The sequence below is a fragment of the Streptomyces sp. NPDC090088 genome, assembly GCF_044747345.1.
Taxonomy (GTDB): domain Bacteria; phylum Actinomycetota; class Actinomycetes; order Streptomycetales; family Streptomycetaceae; genus Streptomyces.
This window is the reverse complement of sequence record NZ_JBIVDZ010000003.1, coordinates 280,460-296,419: the sequence shown is the minus strand read 5'-3', so window position 1 is coordinate 296,419 and position 15,960 is coordinate 280,460. Positions and strand designations below refer to the sequence as shown.

The following is a 15,960-nucleotide window of genomic DNA, read 5'->3' as shown; positions in this document are numbered from 1 at the left end:
GAACCGGCATGAACAGAGAAACCCCCTGACCGCGTTTCCGCAGGTCAGGGGGTTTTGTTGTGGAGCCTAGGGGAGTCGAACCCCTGACATCCGCCATGCAAAGACGGCGCTCTACCAACTGAGCTAAGGCCCCGGCGCTCAACAGAGTACCGGGTCACCCCCCGTACCTCGCAAAAAGATTGGGGGTCCCCCCGGATGACCACGCTCCGTAAGATGCTCGACGAGGTTCGCTGTAGCGAACCGTGGATTTTTTGGGGAAGCGATGGGGAGACGCAATGGACGCCGCACAGCAGGAAGCCACCGCCAGAGCGCGGGAGCTGCAGCGGAACTGGTACGGAGAGCCGTTGGGGGCGCTCTTCCGTAAGCTCATCGACGACCTGGGGCTGAACCAGGCTCGTCTGGCGGCGGTCCTCGGACTGTCCGCGCCCATGTTGTCGCAGCTGATGAGCGGCCAGCGGGCGAAGATCGGCAACCCGGCCGTGGTCCAGCGGGTGCAGCTGCTCCAGGACCTGTCGGCGCAGGTCGCGGACGGCAGCGTGAGCGCGGCCGAGGCGACCGAGCGGATGGACGAGATCAAGAAGTCCCAGGGGGGCTCGGTGCTCAGCAACACCACGCAGACGACGAGCGGTTCGGGAGCGCCGACGGTCAAGCGGGTGGTCCGCGAGATCCAGTCGCTGCTGCGCTCGGTGGCCGCCGCGGGCGACATCATCGACGCGGCCGACACTCTCGCCGCGACCCATCCGGAGCTGGCGGAGTTCCTCCGGGTGTACGGCGCCGGCCGTACCTCGGACGCGGTCACGCACTACCAGTCCCACCAGAGCTGAGCCGCGGCCCGGCACACCGGAGGGGGTCCGGTGGACCGGGCGGGGCAAGGCTCTGGCAACGGGGGCACGCGAGAGGGGTCGTATCGCTCATCCGGGGGAAGCAAGGGGGGTAACAGGCAAGGGGGTGGCAGGGGGGACCCGAGGGGGAGGGGTACGGGCAGTCATGGGTGAGGTCTTCGCGGGCCGGTACGAACTGGCCGACCCGATCGGTCATGGCGGGGTGGGCGCCGTCTGGCGCGCCTGGGACCACCGGCGGAAACGCTATGTGGCGGCCAAGGTGCTCCAGCAGAGCGACGCCCACGCGCTCCTGCGTTTCGTGCGGGAGCAGGCGCTGCGCATCGATCACCCCCATGTCCTGGCTCCGGCCAGCTGGGCCGCCGACGACGACAAGGTCCTGTTCACCATGGACCTGGTCGCCGGCGGTTCGCTGGTCCATCTCGTCGGGGACTACGGCCCCCTGCCCCCGTCGTTCGTCTGCACGCTGCTCGACCAGCTTCTTTCCGGCCTGGGCGCGGTGCATGCCGAGGACGTGGTCCACCGGGACATCAAGCCCGCGAACATCCTGCTGGAGGCCACCGGCACCGCCCGTCCGCGCCTGCGGCTCTCCGACTTCGGCATCGCCATGCGGCTCGGCGAGGCCCGGCTGACCGAGACCAACCTCGTGGTCGGCACGCCGGGTTACATCGCCCCCGAACAACTCCTGGGCGCGGAGCCCGACTTCACGGCCGACCTGTTCGCGGTGGGCCTGGTCGCCCTGTATCTCCTGGAGGGGGCGAAACCGGACGCCAAGGCGCTCGTCCAGTACTTCGCCGAACACGGCACCCCGGGGGCTCCCAAGGGCATCCCCGACCCGCTCTGGGAGGTCGTCGCCGGTCTCCTCCAGCCCGATCCCCAGTCGCGTTTCCGTACGGCCACGGGTGCCCGCAAGGCCCTCGCCCAGGCGAGGGAGCTCCTGCCGGAGACCGACGACGACGAGTCGATCGAGATCTTCGACCAACTGGGCCCGCTGCCCTCGGGGTTCGCGCCGGAGGGTCCCCTGCGGAGGGCGTCCGGGATCGACACGAGTACCGGCACGTCGGCGGGTTCGGAAGCGGGCGCGGGCGGGGACACGGACAGAGGGACGGGGTCAGGTCCGCGTTCCGGTCCGGGTTCGGGCGCCGGTTCCCGTCCCGGTTCGGGTTCGACGGTCGGAGAGCGGTCGTCCGCTGATGCGGTCGCCCCGGCGGGGTTCCCGGACGCTCCCCCGGCCCCCGCCGGCATGTCCGACACCGGCAGCTTCCGGCTACCGCCTCCCCAGACGCAGACGCAGACGCCGACGCCCCCCACCCCCACCGCGGAGCCGCCCCGGCCGACACCGCCGTATCCGCCGTACGCCCTGTCGCAGCCACAGCCACAACCGCAACCCCAACCGGCCGCCCCCGTCCCGCAGTTCCACACCCCCTGGCCTCCCGCGCAGCCGCTTCCCCCGGTCCAGCCGGATGCCGACACGACCACCGCCACCTACACCGCCCGGGACCCGCAGACGCCGCGGACGCCGGAGGCCGGGCAGGCCGCGTCGGTGGCGGTGCGGACCCATGGACGGCGTCGGCGCCGGGTCCGTCGCCCGGGGCCCCCGGCGAAGGCGGCCGTGCCCATCCTGCTGCTGGCGCTGGCCTGTTACGCGGTGGGTTTCTGGGCGTTGACGCGGATCTGAGCGCGGCGGGCGGTCAGGGTCCACACGCCGAGGACCAGCAGCAGGGCGGTGCCCGTGCCGATCCCGGCCGCGGCGAGCGCCCGCATCGCGGTGTGGTCGTCGCCGGTCGCGGTCCCGAGGCTTCCCTGGTCCGACGACGCGTCGAAGAGGCCCTTCGGGACGGATGAACCGGCGTATTCGGGGCCGGAGTTCGGGGTGCCGTCGAGCCGGACGCGGAGGGTCACGCCGTACGGTCCCAGCCCGAAGGTGTCCGCCGTCTGCCCGGTGAGATGGACGACGAGGTAGTAGGCGCCGGCGAAGCGGAGGGCGTTCTGCTCGCCGGAGACGGCGTACCGGTTGGCGTACGCCACGGGTGGCAGGGGGTCGAGGGAGGACGACTTCTGGGTGCCGTCGTAGCCGAGGGAGACGTCGTCGACGTAGCCGCGGACCGGGTTGTAGAGGGAGAGGTTGAGCGCGGCGCTGACATAGCCGTGGGCGTCTCCGCCGGTGCTGCCGAGGTCGACGGTGGCGTGGAGTTGCCGGCCCCAGGCGACGGGGACCGCGTAGTAGAGGGTCTGGCCGGGGGTGATGCGGGTCTGCCAGACGCCCTGGTCGAGGGTGCGGGCCGTGCTGAAGCCGGCGCCGCCGGTGCGGCGGTGGGGGTCCGCGGTGAGCGGCTCGGGCGATGCGGAGTTCCAGGTCTCGGGGGCGGTGGTGGCGCCCGTGCCGGCCAGGGCGGGTTCGGTGGCGGGGGCGATCTCCAGGTCCCAGCTGCCCGGGGTCGTGGTCCGGGAGCCGGACACGGCGCGTTCGACGACCAGGTAGTAGGTGCCCGCGTCCTTGCAGAGCGCGCCGCCCGCCTCCCGGCGTCCGAGTGCGGTGATCGGGCGGGGGCTCAGTCCGGCGCCGAAGCGGGCGCTGTCGTAGTGGCAGGAGACCCCGTTGGCGTCCTCGACGGAGACCGTGATGCCGTCGCTGGCGGAGACGGTGGCGTCGGGCGGCGGGACGGCGGTGACGGGGACGTAGGCGTCGGTGGCGGCGGCGAGTTCGAGGCGGAAGTAGCGCTGCCCCTTGTCGGGGAGGGAGCTGCGGTAGGTCTCGCCGGGTTCCAGCGGTACGGCGTCCGCGGTGCCCTTCGCCCCGGTGACCGTGCGGGCGTCCGCGGCGAAGGCGTATCCGCTGCCGCCGTCCGCCCGGGCCGGGGAGGCCAGGGAGAGCGCCGGGGAGGCCAGGGAGAGCAGAGAGGCGGGCAGCAGTGCCGTCAGTGCGAGGGCGGCTCCGAGGCGGGCTCCGGGCGGGGTCGCCCTGCCGGTGTCCCGTCGCCCCGCCGTCGTACGCCACCGCCGTATCACGCGCGCCCCCCGCCGTCGCTCGCCCGCCGCCGAAGTCCCGGACCCGCCCCATACTGCCGCGCGCGCCCGCGCGCCACCCGGCAATCGGTACGACCGTCCGAAACACCCGCGTCGCGCCAGGTCCCGGAGAACGCAAAACCCCGACCGCGAGGCGGCCGGGGTCTCAGTGTCGTCTGTTGTCGGTACTCACGAACCCGTGGGCACGGAGTCAGTCGCCTCCGTCCACAGATCCTGCTCGGCGCGATCCGCCTGGATCTGGCGGTACACGAGGAGCCCGCCGATGGCGGCCAGTGCGACCAGGAGAAGCTTCTTCACCGCGCGACCTCGTCTCTTCCTTGACGTAGGGGACCTCTGGCGCCCGACTATACACACCGACCGATACCGATCGGTGACCTGGCTTCCGGCCCGCATCCGGCCTCAACTCCGGCCCCCGGCACGGTGTTGCGTGCGGCCGAGGCCGTTCCGATCGGAGGGTGATCACACCCCCACGGACGGTTACTTTGGCCCCTCTCGCCTACTTTTGGGAGTTTTCTGACCTTCCTGCGTCCAACCGGGTGGTGTTCATCTGAACATCGACGCGCCACGGGTCGGCGTCCCCCACTTCGCGATCCCCATACACATCATGAGGAAAGTACGCAAATCGCCCAACCCGAAAGTGAGGGGCCATGGCCCGGAACGCCAAGGTCATGAAGCTGTGGACCGCCATCGTCACCGCCTTCCTCGCGCTGTGCACGGCGCTCGGATTCGTCTCCGCCACCACCGCCGCCGCGGTACCGCAGACCGAGACCCCGCGCAACAGCAGCGGCGACGAGCACGGCAGCGAACAGGTCCCCGACCGGGTCAGGATCCCCGCACAGACTCACTGGCTCTGGTCCCAGGCCAGGTCACTGCCCCCCACGATGAAGCAGCGCATCCGGGCCGAGGCCCACGGCAAGACCCCCAGCTGCCGCCACCGGGCCCTCGACACGACCGAGTCGGAGACCGCGGCCGAAACTCCCTCGGAACAGCTCGACTGCTGACCCGCACAGCCGGCTGAGACGCAAACGGCGCAAGGGCGACTTGCGTACGTACCAGCGCCTACTGCGACAGAGACCCGCGACCGGGAACCGGCCGCGGGTCTTCGCACGTCCGGGGCCGCGGGCGGCCGCCCGACTCATCAAGTCCTCTTGAGGAGTCGTAGCCTGAGAGCGTGCCCAAGGCCTACGAGGAGATCGCCGACGATCTCCGCCGCGCCATCCGGGACGGCGCGCTCAAGCCCGGTGCCCGGCTGCCCTCGGAGGCGGAGCTGGCCCGGCGGCACGGCCGCAGCGTGCCCACGGTGCAGAACGCGCTCCGGCTGCTGAGCGCGGAGGGCCTGATCGACAAGCGGCACGGCACCGGCACCTTCGTGCGCCGTCCGCGCACCCGCGCCGTCCGTGACAACACCCGGCACCAGTGGGAGAAGAACCGCGCCCGGATGCCGGAGGCCGCCCGCGCCGAGACCGGCGCGACCGAGCACGACACCGGACTGGTCCTCGACGACCTGGTCTTCTTCGCCCGGTACCGCGAGCTGACCGCGCCCAGCGACCTCGCCGACGCGTTCGGGGTACCGGAGGGCACCGTGCTCCTGGAACGCACCTACCGGACCCGGCACGCGGCCGAGAGGGGCCCCTTCAGCCTGGTGACCTCGTACCTCGTCCGTGACATGGTCGCGGCGAACCCGGATCTCCTGGACGAGACCAACGAACCCTGGCCGGGCGGCACCCAGAACCAGCTGCACACCGTCGGCATCGAGGTCGGCCGTGTCGAGGAGCGCTTCACCGCCCGCCCGCCGACGCCCGAGGAGGCCCGGGAGCTGGATCTGCCGGCCGGCACCTCGGTGATCCTGCTGCACAAGACCTCGTACGACGTCCACGACCGCATCGTGGACATCACCCTGGTCACGCTCCCCGGCGACCGCACGGAGCTGCTCTTCACCACATATCTGGAAAGGTGGTGAGCGCTGCCGTGAGCCGGCGCGCCACTGTCGTCACCGTCGTCACCGCGGTGCACGCCCCGTCGGCCCGCTTCCTGCCGGAGGCCTACGCGTCGCTGTGCGAGCAGCGGCTGCCGGACGGCTGGGAGTGGCGGTGGCTGGTGCAGGAGGACGGGTACGGCGACGAGGTGCGCCCGTACGTCCCCGACGACGCCCGGGTGTCGTTCCGGCAGGGCCGGGCCGGTGGTCCCGGTGTCGCGCGCACCATCGCGCTGGCCCGGGCCGAGGGGCCGTATGTCAGGATCCTCGACGCCGACGACCGGCTGCCGCCGGGCGCGCTGGCCCGTGATCTGGCCGTGCTGGAGGGCGACCCGGCCGTAGGCTGGGCCACCTCACGGGTCCTGGACCTGCTGCCCGACGGCTCCACGGCCGGTTTCCCGGGCGATCCGCAGGAGGGCCCGATCGAGCGCGGGGCCGTGCTCGATTTCTGGGCGGCGAACGACTTCCGCGCCCAGGTCCACCCGGCCTCCCTCTTCGTCCGCCGCGAGCTGCTGCTGGCCCTCGGCGGCTGGATGGCGCTGCCCGCCTCCGAGGACACCGGGCTGCTGCTCGCGCTGAACGCGGTGAGCCGGGGCTGGTTCTCGGCGGCGACCGGGCTGCTCTACCGCAAGTGGGAGGGCCAGGTCACCGGCCAGTCCGCGCACACCGACCCGGTGGAGCGGGGGGCCCGGATGGCCGTCGTCGAGGCACGGGCGCGGGCACTGGCCGGCTTCGGGTGGCAGTACCCGCCGGGCCGCTAGCGGTCAGGGCAGGGTCGCTGGCGGTCAGGGCAGGGTCGCTGGCGGTCAAGGCAGGGTCGCTGGCGGTCAAGGCAGGGTCGCTGGCGGTCAGGGCAGGGTCGGCGCGTCCACCCGGGAGAAGACCAGGTCGCTCTCCTCGGTCACCGGCCCGTCCCAGCGGACCGGGACTACCGGCGCGCCGTGCAGCGCCCGGGGGTAGCTGTCGGCCGCGTAGCTGTTGGCGAGCCGGTAGACGTGGTAGCCCGCGTCGGTCATGGTGCGCAGCAGGTCGTCCGCCGAGTCGCCGAGCTGGGCCATGCGGTCGGGGGTGACCTCGACGGTGATCTCGGCGTCCGGGCGCAGCTTCTCCAGCAGCGGGGCGAGTCCGCGGACCACCGCGCCCTCGGCGCCCTCGACGTCGATCTTGACGACCCGGGCGGTCTCGATCTCCTCCGGCAGCAGCAGCTCGGGCAGCGGTACCGCCTCGATGTCGAAGCTGGACTCGGCCGGGCCGTCCCACGGGACGATGCTGTTGGCGCCCATGTTGCGGGAGCTGGCGAGCACGAAGGTCAGGGTGCGGTGGGTGTCGGAGACGGCGGCGTTGACCGCGCGGATGTTCCGGCAGCCGTTGAGCGCGCCCTGCTGTTGGAGCCGGCGGTGGAAGGCGGGGGAGGCCTCGACGGCCACGACCCGGCCCCGGTCGCCGACGAGTCGCGAGGCGAGGACGCTGAAGACGCCGATGTTGGCGCCGACGTCGACGAAGCAGTCCCCCGGTGCCAGCCGGGCGCGCAGCCAGCGGGTCATGTGCGGTTCCCACACCCCGAAGAGGTAGAGATAGCGCTGGATGAGGTCCTGGGTGTCGACCGCGAACCGGGCGCCGGAGCGCGTCTCGACGACGCGCCGCCGGGGGTGGTCGCGCAGGTAGGGGTTGAGCGCGCGGGCGGCGCGGGCCTTACCCCAGGGCACCGGTGAGTCGCGGACGTAGCGGCGGCCGAGCGTGGCCAGGAGTTCGGTGAGTTCCGTACGGGTGTCGCTCATCCGCTAGTCAGTGATCCTTCTGCCGTCGATCCGGATCGCCTGGGACGGGCAGCGCTCGGCGATGTCCCGGATCAGTTCGTCGTCCCCGGACTCCTCCCGTCCGGGCAGGACGAAACCGTACCCGTCCTCGAAGCCGAACACGGCGGGCGCCCGGAAGGCGCACTCACCCGACCCGTAGCAGACGTCGGCGTCCACGGAGACCTTCATGCCGGGTCCCCTGCCCCGCAGGGGACCCGCTGAACCGGTCGTGTCCGGTCAGGTGAAGGGCAGCTCCAGCATCCGGATCGCGTTGCCGCGCAGCAGCTTGTAGGCCACCTCCGGGGCCAGTCCGCCCACGTGTTCCTGGGCCACCCGCTTGGTCTCCGGCCAGGTCGAGTCGACGTGCGGGTAGTCCGTCTCGAAGGTCGCGTTGTCCACGCCGACGGTCTCGATCGCCTCGATGCCGTGCTTGTCGCGGAAGAAGCAGCAGAAGATCTGCCGGTAGTAGTACGTCGACGGGGGCTCCGGGATCAGGTCCTTCACCCCGCCCCAGGCGCGGTGCTCCTCCCAGACGTCGTCGGCGCGCTCCAGGGCGTACGGGATCCAGCCCATCTGCCCTTCGCTGTAGGCGAGCTTCAGCCGGGGGAAGCGCACCAGGACCCCGGAGAAGAGGAAGTCCATCATCGAGGCCATGGCGTTGTTGAAGCTCAGCGAGGCCTGGACGGCGGGCGGGGCGTCGGGGGAGGCGGCGGGCATCTGCGAGCTGCTGCCGATGTGCATGTTGACGACCGTGCCGGTCTCCTCGCAGGCCGCGAAGAACGGGTCCCAGTAGCCGGAGTGGATGGACGGCAGGCCCAGATAGGTGGGGATCTCGCTGAAGGTGACGGCCCGGACGCCCCGTGCGGCGTTGCGCCGGATCTCGGCGACGGCCAGGTCGATGTCCCACAGCGGGATCAGGCACAGCGGGATCAGCCGGCCGCCGCTGTCCCCGCACCACTCCTCGACCATCCAGTCGTTGTAGGCGCGGACGCAGGCCAGCGCGACCTCCTTGTCGTCGGCCTCGGCGAAGGTCTGTCCGCAGAAGCGGGGGAAGGTCGGGAAGCAGAGGGAGGCCTCGACATGGTTGATGTCCATGTCCTTGAGCCGTTCCTTCGGGTCCCAGCAGCCGGGCCGCATCTGCTCCCGGGTGATGCCGTCGAGCGTCATCTCGTCCCGGGAGAACCCGACGGCCGCGATGATCCGCTTGTACGGGAAGAGCAGGCCCTCGTACTCCCACCAGTCGGTGAGCTGGCCCGCGGGGTCCGTGGTGAACCGGTACTTGCCGCCGATGTAGGCGAGTTCGCCGATCCCCGCGGTGAAGGGCTTGGGCCCCTTGTCGCGGTACTTGCCCGGCAGCCACCTCTCGAAGAGGTGCGCGGGCTCGATCACGTGGTCGTCCACGCTGACGACCCTGGGCAGATCCTGGGTGCCGGTCGCGTCCACTGCCATGCCTACCCCCTGCTGCCTGCGGAGATTCCGTTATATCTGACGACCCATCAGATTTCGTTTCGACATTCAGGCTAGGCCCAGCGGCCGGGACCAGCAAGGGCCGCCGGAAACACGCCCACCCCCTTGCGGGCCGCGCCGCCATCCGCTGAACTGACGGATCGTCAGATGAGTCCACGGATCCGGGGAGGGTGCGGGATGCGATCAGCCTTGCTGAGCGGTGCCGAATGGTTCGCGGTGCTCCGCATCGGGCTCGGGCTGTGGTGGCTGGAGAGCTGGCGGCACAAGGACAAGAAGCAGTGGTTCGGCGGCGGGGGCATCCGCTGGGCGGCCGGCATCGCGGAGAAACACCGCTGGCCCGTGGTCCGCCGCGGCTTCGACACGGTCGTCGCACCACGCCCCCGGCTGATGGCCTACGTCGTGGCGTACGCGGAACTCGCCCTGGGCCTCGGCCTGGTCTCCGGCTTCCTCACCCCGATCGCCCTGGTGGCCGGCCTCCTGCTCAACCTGGTCTACCTGGTCCTCATGATCCACGACTGGGCGGAGCAGGGGCAGAACCTGATGATGGCCCTGATCTCCCTGGTCGGCCTGTTCGCGATCTGCTGGCAGAGTTGGTCCCTGGACTCCGCACTGGGACTGTTCGGCTAGCTCACCACGCCATATCCCTGGAGTCTTCGCGCCCGGCGTGGCACCCTGCCCGCGCCCGGCAGCGAGGAGGCGGAGATGACTGATCCCTCGACCGAGACGCTCAGGAAACTGCACTCCGCGCGTGCGCGCAGTGCGTACGAGCGTGCCGCGGCCGTCTGCCGCCATGCGGGGATCGCCCCCGACGCGGCCCAGACGGTCCCGACGAGCCCGGTCGGCCGGGCGGCCAACGCGCTCCGGCTGTCGGCCCAGTCGCTCGCCGCCCTGGCCGACACCGCGCCCGGCACCGCACCCGACCCCGCGGCGGACGCCCGCTGTGCCCGCAACGCGGCCGCCACCGCGGCGCTGGCCGCACAGGTGGCCGCTGCCCTCGACGACCGCCCCGAGGCCTCGGCGGCCCTGGCCTCCGCCCTCACCGCGTCCCGGGCGGCGGCGGCGGCCGCCGGAGCGGCGGCGGGACAGGACACGGCGCTCAACACCGCGGCCGACGACGCGGAGGAACGCGCGGTCGAGGCGGCGCGTACGGCGGGCTGGCTGCGGGACTGAGGACGGGTCGCTACGACGGCCCGTACGGCGGCGGACACGAGCGCCGGGCCGACCGACCGGATGCCCGGCCGCACCCCGGGTGAACGGTGATCCCGTGCCGTTCGGCACCGGTCCCTCCCCACGTGGGGACCGGTGCCGAACGGCGCGGGTGGCGTCGGACCCCGCCTGCGGACGGGCGGCCTGCCCAGTCGGAGAGAGCGGCTGCCGTCGTCGCGCCACTCCGGCAGGTGATCACCGGAGGAAGCTGACCGAGAACGTGCGGTGCCGTGAACCGTCTCTGCGGATGCTGAGCTGGTCGGCCTGTCGGGCGACGCCCGATTGCCGCGGTGCTGTGGCGAAATCCTGCCAGTCGAGGAGCACATCTGAGGAGGCCATGACGTCCGGTCCAAGGCTTCGCCGCAGGTCAGCCGTATAAAGTGAGTTTTCCGGTCCGGATGTCCAGCAGCGGGGGAAGTAAGGGGTGGAGAGCCTTGGGTCCCGACGCAGGGGCACGCACAGCCTTCGCGGAACGACTCGCGCTGCTGTACAAGGAGGCCGGTAACCCTCCGCTCAAACGTGTCGCCGAGGCGGTCGACCGACTGCACCGGGTCGACGAGCGGGGCCGGCCGGTGCGGGTCTCCGCCCAGCGGATCAGCGACTGGCGTCGGGCGAAGAACGTGCCCGCACAGTTCGCCGCGCTCTCCGCCGTGCTCCATGTCCTCGTCCCGCAGGCCCGCCGCTCCCAGCCGGCACCGGTCTCCTCGGGGCTCTACGACCTGGCCCAGTGGCAGAAGCTGTGGGAGCGGGCGGTGGCCGACCCGGTCGGCGAACCGGACGCACCGGAGACGGCGGAGGAGACGGAGGCGCCGCCGGTCGACAGCGTCTGCCCGTACCGCGGTCTGGCCTCCTACCGCCGTGAGGACGCCCGCTGGTTCTTCGGCCGCGAACGCAGCACCGACGCGCTGGTCGCCCAGCTCCACTCGGCGCAGGACGGCGGCGGTCCGGTCATGCTGGTCGGCGCCTCGGGGGCGGGGAAGTCCTCGCTGCTGAACGCCGGTCTGGTCACCGCGCTGCAGAACGGCGCCCTGGCCGACGAGGAGGGGCGCCCACGCGAGATCCTCCAACTCGTCCCGGGAGCGGATCCGGTCAAGGAGCTGACCCGCCGGATACCCGAGCTGGCCGATCTGGCGGACCTGGACGATCGGGAGGCCGTCCGGGCAGCGGTCACGGCCTGGGCCCGGCGTGCGGCCGGGGATGTTTCACGTGAAACATGGCCGTCGGGATCCGACCCGGCCCGTGCAGCCGGTCCGGCCCGACCGGTCCTGATCGTGGACCAGTTCGAGGAGACCTTCACCCTCTGCGCCGACGAGACGGACCGGCGCACCTTCGTCCAGCTCCTGCACACGGCCAGCACCTCCGCCGACGCCGACGCCGACGAGCCCGCTCCCGCCCTGGTCGTCCTCGGTATCCGTGCCGACTTCTACGAGCAGTGCCTCGGCTATCCCGAGCTGGCCGACGCGCTCCAGCAGCGCCCCATGGTGCTCGGTCCGCTGACCACCGTCGAACTACGCGAGGCGGTGGCCGGTCCCGCCAAGGCGGTGGGGCTGGAACTGGAGCCGGGGCTCGCCGAGCTGATCGTCCGTGAGGTGAGCGCCGACGGCCCCCGTGGCGCCCATGACGCGGGTGTCCTCCCGCTGCTCTCGCACGCCCTGCTCGCCACCTGGCAGCGCCGCAAGGCGGGCCGGCTGACGCTGGCCGGCTATCGCGCGGCCGGCGGAATCCAGGGCGCCGTCGCCGCGACCGCGGAACGCGCCTGGTCCAGCCTCGACCCGGCCGCCCGCACCGCCGCCCGGCTGCTGTTGCTGCGTCTGGTCCGGCTCGGCGAGGACACCCAGGCGACCCGCAGGCGCGGCACCCGGCGCCAGCTGGCCGCCGAGTCCACCGACCCGGGCAAGACCGAGGAGTCGCTCGAAGCCCTGGTCCGGGCCCGGCTGGTGACGCTGGACGCGGACACGGTGGAGATCACCCACGAGGCGCTGCTGCACGCCTGGCCCCGGCTGCGCGAGTGGCTCGACGAGGACCGCAACGGCAATCTGCTGCGCCAGCGCCTGGAGGAGGACGGCCGGGCCTGGGACGAGTCGCACCACGACGCGGCGCTGCTCTACCGGGGTTCACGGCTCGAACAGGCCCACACCTGGGCCAAGTCGGCCGACGACACCTTCCTGACCCGCAGTGCGGTGCAGTTCCTGGCGGCCTCGGTGCGGCTGCGCCGTCGTACCGTGTGGATCAGCCGGACCGCCGTGGCGGCCCTGGTCGTGCTCGCGATCCTGGCGGCGGGCTCCGCCGTGGTCGCCCGGCAGCAGCGGGACGACGCGATGTTCGAGCAGGTGGTGGCCGAGGCCGACCGGTTCCAGTACGCGGACCCGTCGCTGTCCGCCCAGCTCGACCTGGTCGCGCACCACCTGCGTCCGGACGACGAGGGCGCCGCCAACCGCCTGATATCCATCGTCAACGCTCCGCTGGCCACCCCGCTGCTCGGCCACACCGGAGCGGTCTACCTCACCAGCTTCAGCCCCGACGGCAAGGTCCTGGCCACCGCCGCCTACGACCGCACGGTCCGGCTGTGGGACGTGAGCGACCCGACCTGGCCGAAGGCGCTCGGCAGACCGCTGCTCGGCCACACGAGCTGGGTCTCCAGCGCGGTCTTCAGCCCGGACGGCCGCACCCTGGCCAGCGCGGGCGACGACGGCACCGTACGTCTGTGGAACGTCGCCGACCCCAGGCACCCGGCGGCCCTGGGTTCCCCGCTGACCGGCCACAACGGCACGATCTACCTGGTCGCCTTCAGCCCGGACGGCCGCACCCTGGCCACCGCCGACGAGGACCACACCGTCCACCTGTGGGACGTGCGCGACCCGCGCCACCCCTCGTCGCTGGGCACCCTGACCGGCCACACGGAGGGCGTCCGGTCCATCGCCTTCAGCCCCGACGGCCGCACGCTGGCGGCCGGCAGCGACGACAACTCGATCCTCCTGTACGACGTCTCCGACCCCCGGCATCCCCGGCGGGTGGGCGCTCCGCTGACCGGGCACGCCGCGACCGTGCACTCCGTGGCCTTCAGCCCGGACGGCAGGACCCTCGCGAGCGGCAGCAAGGACGACACCGTACGGCTGTGGGACGTCTCCGACCGGGCGCACGCCAAGGCGCTCGGCGGGCCGCTCACCGGCCACACCGGGCCCGTCTGGTCGGTGGCCTTCAGCCCCGACGGCTCCATGCTCGCCGCGGGCAGCGCGGACTCCACGGCCAGCCTGTGGAACGTCGGCAACCCGGCCTTCCCGTCCCAGGTGGGCGAGCCGCTCGCGGGCAGCAGCGGCGAGATGTACGCCGTCGGCTGGAGCCCCGACGGGCACACCCTCGCCACCGGCAGCGGGGACGGCAAGGTGCGGCTCTGGTCGATCCCGGGGTCCGACATGATCGGCGAGGCGGGGGCGTTCAGCCCCGACGGGCGTGTCCTGGCCACCGGTGGCAACGACAGCCGGATGCGGCTGTGGAACATCATGGACCCGGCCCGTCCCACGGCGCTCGGCGAGCCGTTCCGGACCGGCTGGCGCGATCTGCGGTCGATGGTGTTCACCCGTGACGGCCGCACCCTGGTCATCCTCACCGGCGAGAACAACGTCAACTGGGTGCAGCTCTGGAACGTCTCCGACCCCGCGCACCCCGCCCAGTACGGCGCGCCCGTCCGGCTGAACACCCGGTACGCAGGCGCCGAGGCGCTGGCGCTGAGCCCCGACGGGCGCACCGTGGCCGCCGACTACGACGACCGCACGGTGCAGCTCCTGGACATCTCCGACCCGGCCCACCCCAGGCGCCTGGGCGCGCCCCTCAAAGGCCACACCGGCTATGTCAACGCACTCGCCTTCAGCCCGGACGGCAGGACCCTGGCCAGCGGCAGCGCGGACGGCACGGTCCGCCTCTGGGACGTCTCCGACCGGACGCGCGCCAAGGCGCTCGGCGCCCCTCTCACCGGCCACCTGGGCCCCATCAACACGCTCGCCTACAGCCCCGACGGAGCCACCCTCGCCAGCGGCAGCGACGACGACACGGTCCGCCTCTGGAACGTCTCCGATCCCGCCCGTGCGAGCCGTCTGGGCCCGGTCCTCACCGGCCACACCGAGGCGGTCGTCTCCCTGACCTTCAGCCGGGACGGCAGGATCCTGGCCAGCGGCGGCAACGACAACACCGTCCGCCTCTGGAACGTGTCGTCCCCGTCCTCCGCCCACCCCATCGGCCAGTCCATGAGCCCCAACGCCAAGACCGGCAACTTCCTCTCCTTCGGCCCGCAGAGCGACATGCTGGGCGTCTCCAGCGGCGCCGGCACGGTCCGCCTGTGGAGCCTGGACGTCGCCGAAGCCGTCACCCGCATCTGCTCGGTCACCCGCAACGTCCTGACCCGCGAGAAGTGGCAGGAGTACCTCCCCCGCCTCACCTACGACCCGCCCTGCGGCGACTGAACCACCCCCACATATGACAGCGCTTGAGTGATCCCGATCACAACTGCTCACCACGGCGAAGAAGTTGGCTCCCCCCGCACAGGCCACCTTGTTACGCTGACCACAACCCGGTCGCTGGTGCATCCCCCGTCGCCAGCGACCGGGCCTTTTCATGCCCGCCGCCGGCCCTCCCGCCCCGTGAACGCCGAAGACCCCCGATCCATCCGGACCGGGGGTCTTCGTACTGGTGGGGCTAACAGGATTTGAACCTGTGGCCTCATCCTTATCAGGGATGCGCTCTAACCAACTGAGCTATAGCCCCGCCGCGCTCTGCGGTGTGTGTCCCGCGCGCTGACTCCTGAAGATTAGCGCACGACCGGGGCAGTCCCAAAATCGGTTGTCGGGGGACCTTCAGGAGAGGTTTGAACTCCGGTTACTCGTCCTCGGCCAAGGTCAGCTCGATGCCGCCGACGAAGCCCGCGGAGAGGTTGTAGATGAACGCGCCGAGGGTCGCCAGCGCCGTCGCGAGGACGACGTCGATGACCGCGATGATCGCCGTGAACGTCAGGACGTGCGGGAGGGAGAGGAACGACTGGAGGTCGAAGCCGTTCGACTCGTTCGAACCGGTCGCCTCCGAGATCGTGCCGCCGACCGTCGAGAAGACGCCCATCGCGTCCAGGACCATCCACAGCACCGCCGACGCCACGATCGAGCAGATACCGAGCGCGATGGAGAGCAGGAAGCTGACCTTCATCACCGACCAGGGGTCGGCCTTGGCGACCCGCAGACGGGCCTTGCGGGTGCGGGGGGCGGTGCGCTGCCCGGCGCCGGTGCGCGGGCGTCGTACGGCCCCCGTGGGCGCCTGCGCCGCGGCCTGCGCCGCCGGGTAGGCCTGCGGCGGGTGGTAGGGCCCGGCGGGCTGCTCCTGGTGCCGCTCCCCGGGCAGCGGGGAAGGGGCCTGCTGCCCGGGCGCCGGCTGGGCGCCCGGCGCGGCCGGGCCTCGGCTGTCGGTCACGGTTCCCCCCTGGGATCCCTGCGCGTCCGGCGCGGGCGCCTTCGTGGGCGCCTTGATCGCCTTCAGCTGGGTCGTGTGCGTGTCCGGCGGCTGCGGCGTACCGCCCCCGTCGGACGCGGCGGAGCCACGGGCGCCGCCGTCCGCATCCGTACCCGTCGAGGTACCGGCCGATCCGGCGCCCGTGGCTCCGCTCACGATG

The 15,960-nt window shown here is 72.1% G+C and carries 14 protein-coding genes and 2 tRNA genes; 8 read left to right on the top strand and 8 right to left on the bottom strand.

Translation table 11 applies throughout. From position 1 onward, the window contains the following. Positions 1–60 precede the first annotated feature (60 nt). Positions 61–133: transfer RNA gene (locus ACIPSJ_RS17290), tRNA-Ala, on the bottom strand. 142 nt (positions 134–275) lie between these two features. On the opposite strand from ACIPSJ_RS17290, the gene ACIPSJ_RS17285 reads away from it, so the two are divergent. After that, entirely contained in the window at positions 276–824 is a 549-nt protein-coding gene (locus ACIPSJ_RS17285; RefSeq protein WP_359211490.1) for a DNA-binding protein, read from the top strand. A 163-nt stretch (positions 825–987) separates the two neighbouring features. Further along, complete coding sequence (locus ACIPSJ_RS17280) at positions 988–2,517, top strand: serine/threonine-protein kinase (protein ID WP_401346577.1); 1,530 nt, start codon at positions 988–990, stop codon at positions 2,515–2,517. On the opposite strand, the gene ACIPSJ_RS17275 is transcribed toward ACIPSJ_RS17280, so the two are convergent. Beyond that, a complete protein-coding gene (locus ACIPSJ_RS17275) occupies positions 2,481–3,845 on the bottom strand; it encodes a hypothetical protein (protein WP_401347417.1) in 1,365 nt (454 codons plus the stop codon). The genes ACIPSJ_RS17280 and ACIPSJ_RS17275 overlap by 37 nt on opposite strands. A 189-nt stretch (positions 3,846–4,034) precedes the next feature. Next, entirely contained in the window at positions 4,035–4,163 is a 129-nt protein-coding gene (locus ACIPSJ_RS17270) for a DLW-39 family protein (RefSeq protein ID WP_003999697.1), read from the bottom strand. A gap of 350 nt (positions 4,164–4,513) precedes the next feature. Here ACIPSJ_RS17270 and ACIPSJ_RS17265 point away from each other — a divergent pair, with 350 nt between their 5' ends. The 3 genes from ACIPSJ_RS17265 (at position 4,514) to ACIPSJ_RS17255 (ending at position 6,602) form a co-directional block, all read left to right on the top strand. Then, on the top strand, positions 4,514–4,867 hold the full coding sequence (locus ACIPSJ_RS17265; protein WP_401346576.1) for a DUF6344 domain-containing protein: 354 nt from the start codon (positions 4,514–4,516) through the stop codon (positions 4,865–4,867). Between the two features lie 170 nt (positions 4,868–5,037). Beyond that, complete coding sequence (locus tag ACIPSJ_RS17260; protein ID WP_401346574.1) at positions 5,038–5,826, top strand: GntR family transcriptional regulator; 789 nt, start codon at positions 5,038–5,040, stop codon at positions 5,824–5,826. After that, entirely contained in the window at positions 5,823–6,602 is a 780-nt protein-coding gene (locus ACIPSJ_RS17255; protein WP_401346571.1) for a glycosyltransferase family 2 protein, read from the top strand. The genes ACIPSJ_RS17260 and ACIPSJ_RS17255 overlap by 4 nt, the downstream gene beginning before the upstream one ends. Positions 6,603–6,689: 87 nt before the next feature. On the opposite strand, the gene ACIPSJ_RS17250 is transcribed toward ACIPSJ_RS17255, so the two are convergent. From ACIPSJ_RS17250 to ACIPSJ_RS17240, 3 genes are read right to left on the bottom strand one after another with little or no spacing between them, the layout of a single operon-like run. After that, on the bottom strand, positions 6,690–7,619 hold the full coding sequence (locus tag ACIPSJ_RS17250; protein WP_401346569.1) for an FkbM family methyltransferase: 930 nt from the start codon (positions 7,617–7,619) through the stop codon (positions 6,690–6,692). Positions 7,620–7,622: 3 nt separating this feature from the next. Beyond that, positions 7,623–7,826: a ferredoxin gene (locus tag ACIPSJ_RS17245; protein WP_355712452.1), complete on the bottom strand. Its 204-nt coding sequence runs from the start codon at positions 7,824–7,826 to the stop codon at positions 7,623–7,625. 48 nt (positions 7,827–7,874) lie between these two features. Further along, a complete protein-coding gene (locus tag ACIPSJ_RS17240) occupies positions 7,875–9,086 on the bottom strand; it encodes an amidohydrolase family protein (RefSeq protein WP_359211508.1) in 1,212 nt (403 codons plus the stop codon). Between the two features lie 195 nt (positions 9,087–9,281). On the opposite strand from ACIPSJ_RS17240, the gene ACIPSJ_RS17235 reads away from it, so the two are divergent. The 3 genes from ACIPSJ_RS17235 to ACIPSJ_RS17225 all read left to right on the top strand — a co-directional run bounded on the left by ACIPSJ_RS17235 (position 9,282) and on the right by ACIPSJ_RS17225 (position 14,767). Then, positions 9,282–9,731 (top strand): DoxX family membrane protein, encoded by a 450-nt coding sequence (locus ACIPSJ_RS17235; RefSeq protein ID WP_365695059.1) that lies wholly within the window; start codon positions 9,282–9,284, stop codon positions 9,729–9,731. 75 nt (positions 9,732–9,806) lie between these two features. Then, positions 9,807–10,274 (top strand): hypothetical protein, encoded by a 468-nt coding sequence (locus ACIPSJ_RS17230; RefSeq protein ID WP_401346566.1) that lies wholly within the window; start codon positions 9,807–9,809, stop codon positions 10,272–10,274. Positions 10,275–10,708: 434 nt separating this feature from the next. Then, positions 10,709–14,767, top strand: a complete 4,059-nt coding sequence (locus ACIPSJ_RS17225; protein WP_401346564.1) for an AAA family ATPase — start codon at positions 10,709–10,711, stop codon at positions 14,765–14,767. Between the two features lie 224 nt (positions 14,768–14,991). Here the strand turns inward: ACIPSJ_RS17225 and ACIPSJ_RS17220 are convergent. After that, positions 14,992–15,068: transfer RNA gene (locus ACIPSJ_RS17220), tRNA-Ile, on the bottom strand. Between the two features lie 111 nt (positions 15,069–15,179). Then, entirely contained in the window at positions 15,180–15,956 is a 777-nt protein-coding gene (locus ACIPSJ_RS17215) for a DUF3566 domain-containing protein (RefSeq protein ID WP_401346561.1), read from the bottom strand. Positions 15,957–15,960 lie beyond the last annotated feature (4 nt).

Excerpts from the sequence above, each read along its gene's own strand:
- ACIPSJ_RS17285 (WP_359211490.1), top strand. The coding sequence starts at position 276 with ATGGACGCCGCACAGCAGGAAGCCACCGCCAGAGCGCGGGAGCTGCAG.
- ACIPSJ_RS17280 (WP_401346577.1), top strand. The coding sequence starts at position 988 with ATGGGTGAGGTCTTCGCGGGCCGGTACGAACTGGCCGACCCGATCGGT.
- ACIPSJ_RS17265 (WP_401346576.1), top strand. The coding sequence starts at position 4,514 with ATGGCCCGGAACGCCAAGGTCATGAAGCTGTGGACCGCCATCGTCACC.
- ACIPSJ_RS17250 (WP_401346569.1), bottom strand. The coding sequence starts at position 7,619 with ATGAGCGACACCCGTACGGAACTCACCGAACTCCTGGCCACGCTCGGC.
- ACIPSJ_RS17245 (WP_355712452.1), bottom strand. The coding sequence starts at position 7,826 with ATGAAGGTCTCCGTGGACGCCGACGTCTGCTACGGGTCGGGTGAGTGC.
- ACIPSJ_RS17240 (WP_359211508.1), bottom strand. The coding sequence starts at position 9,086 with ATGGCAGTGGACGCGACCGGCACCCAGGATCTGCCCAGGGTCGTCAGC.
- ACIPSJ_RS17235 (WP_365695059.1), top strand. The coding sequence starts at position 9,282 with ATGCGATCAGCCTTGCTGAGCGGTGCCGAATGGTTCGCGGTGCTCCGC.
- ACIPSJ_RS17230 (WP_401346566.1), top strand. The coding sequence starts at position 9,807 with ATGACTGATCCCTCGACCGAGACGCTCAGGAAACTGCACTCCGCGCGT.
- ACIPSJ_RS17225 (WP_401346564.1), top strand. The coding sequence starts at position 10,709 with ATGTCCAGCAGCGGGGGAAGTAAGGGGTGGAGAGCCTTGGGTCCCGAC.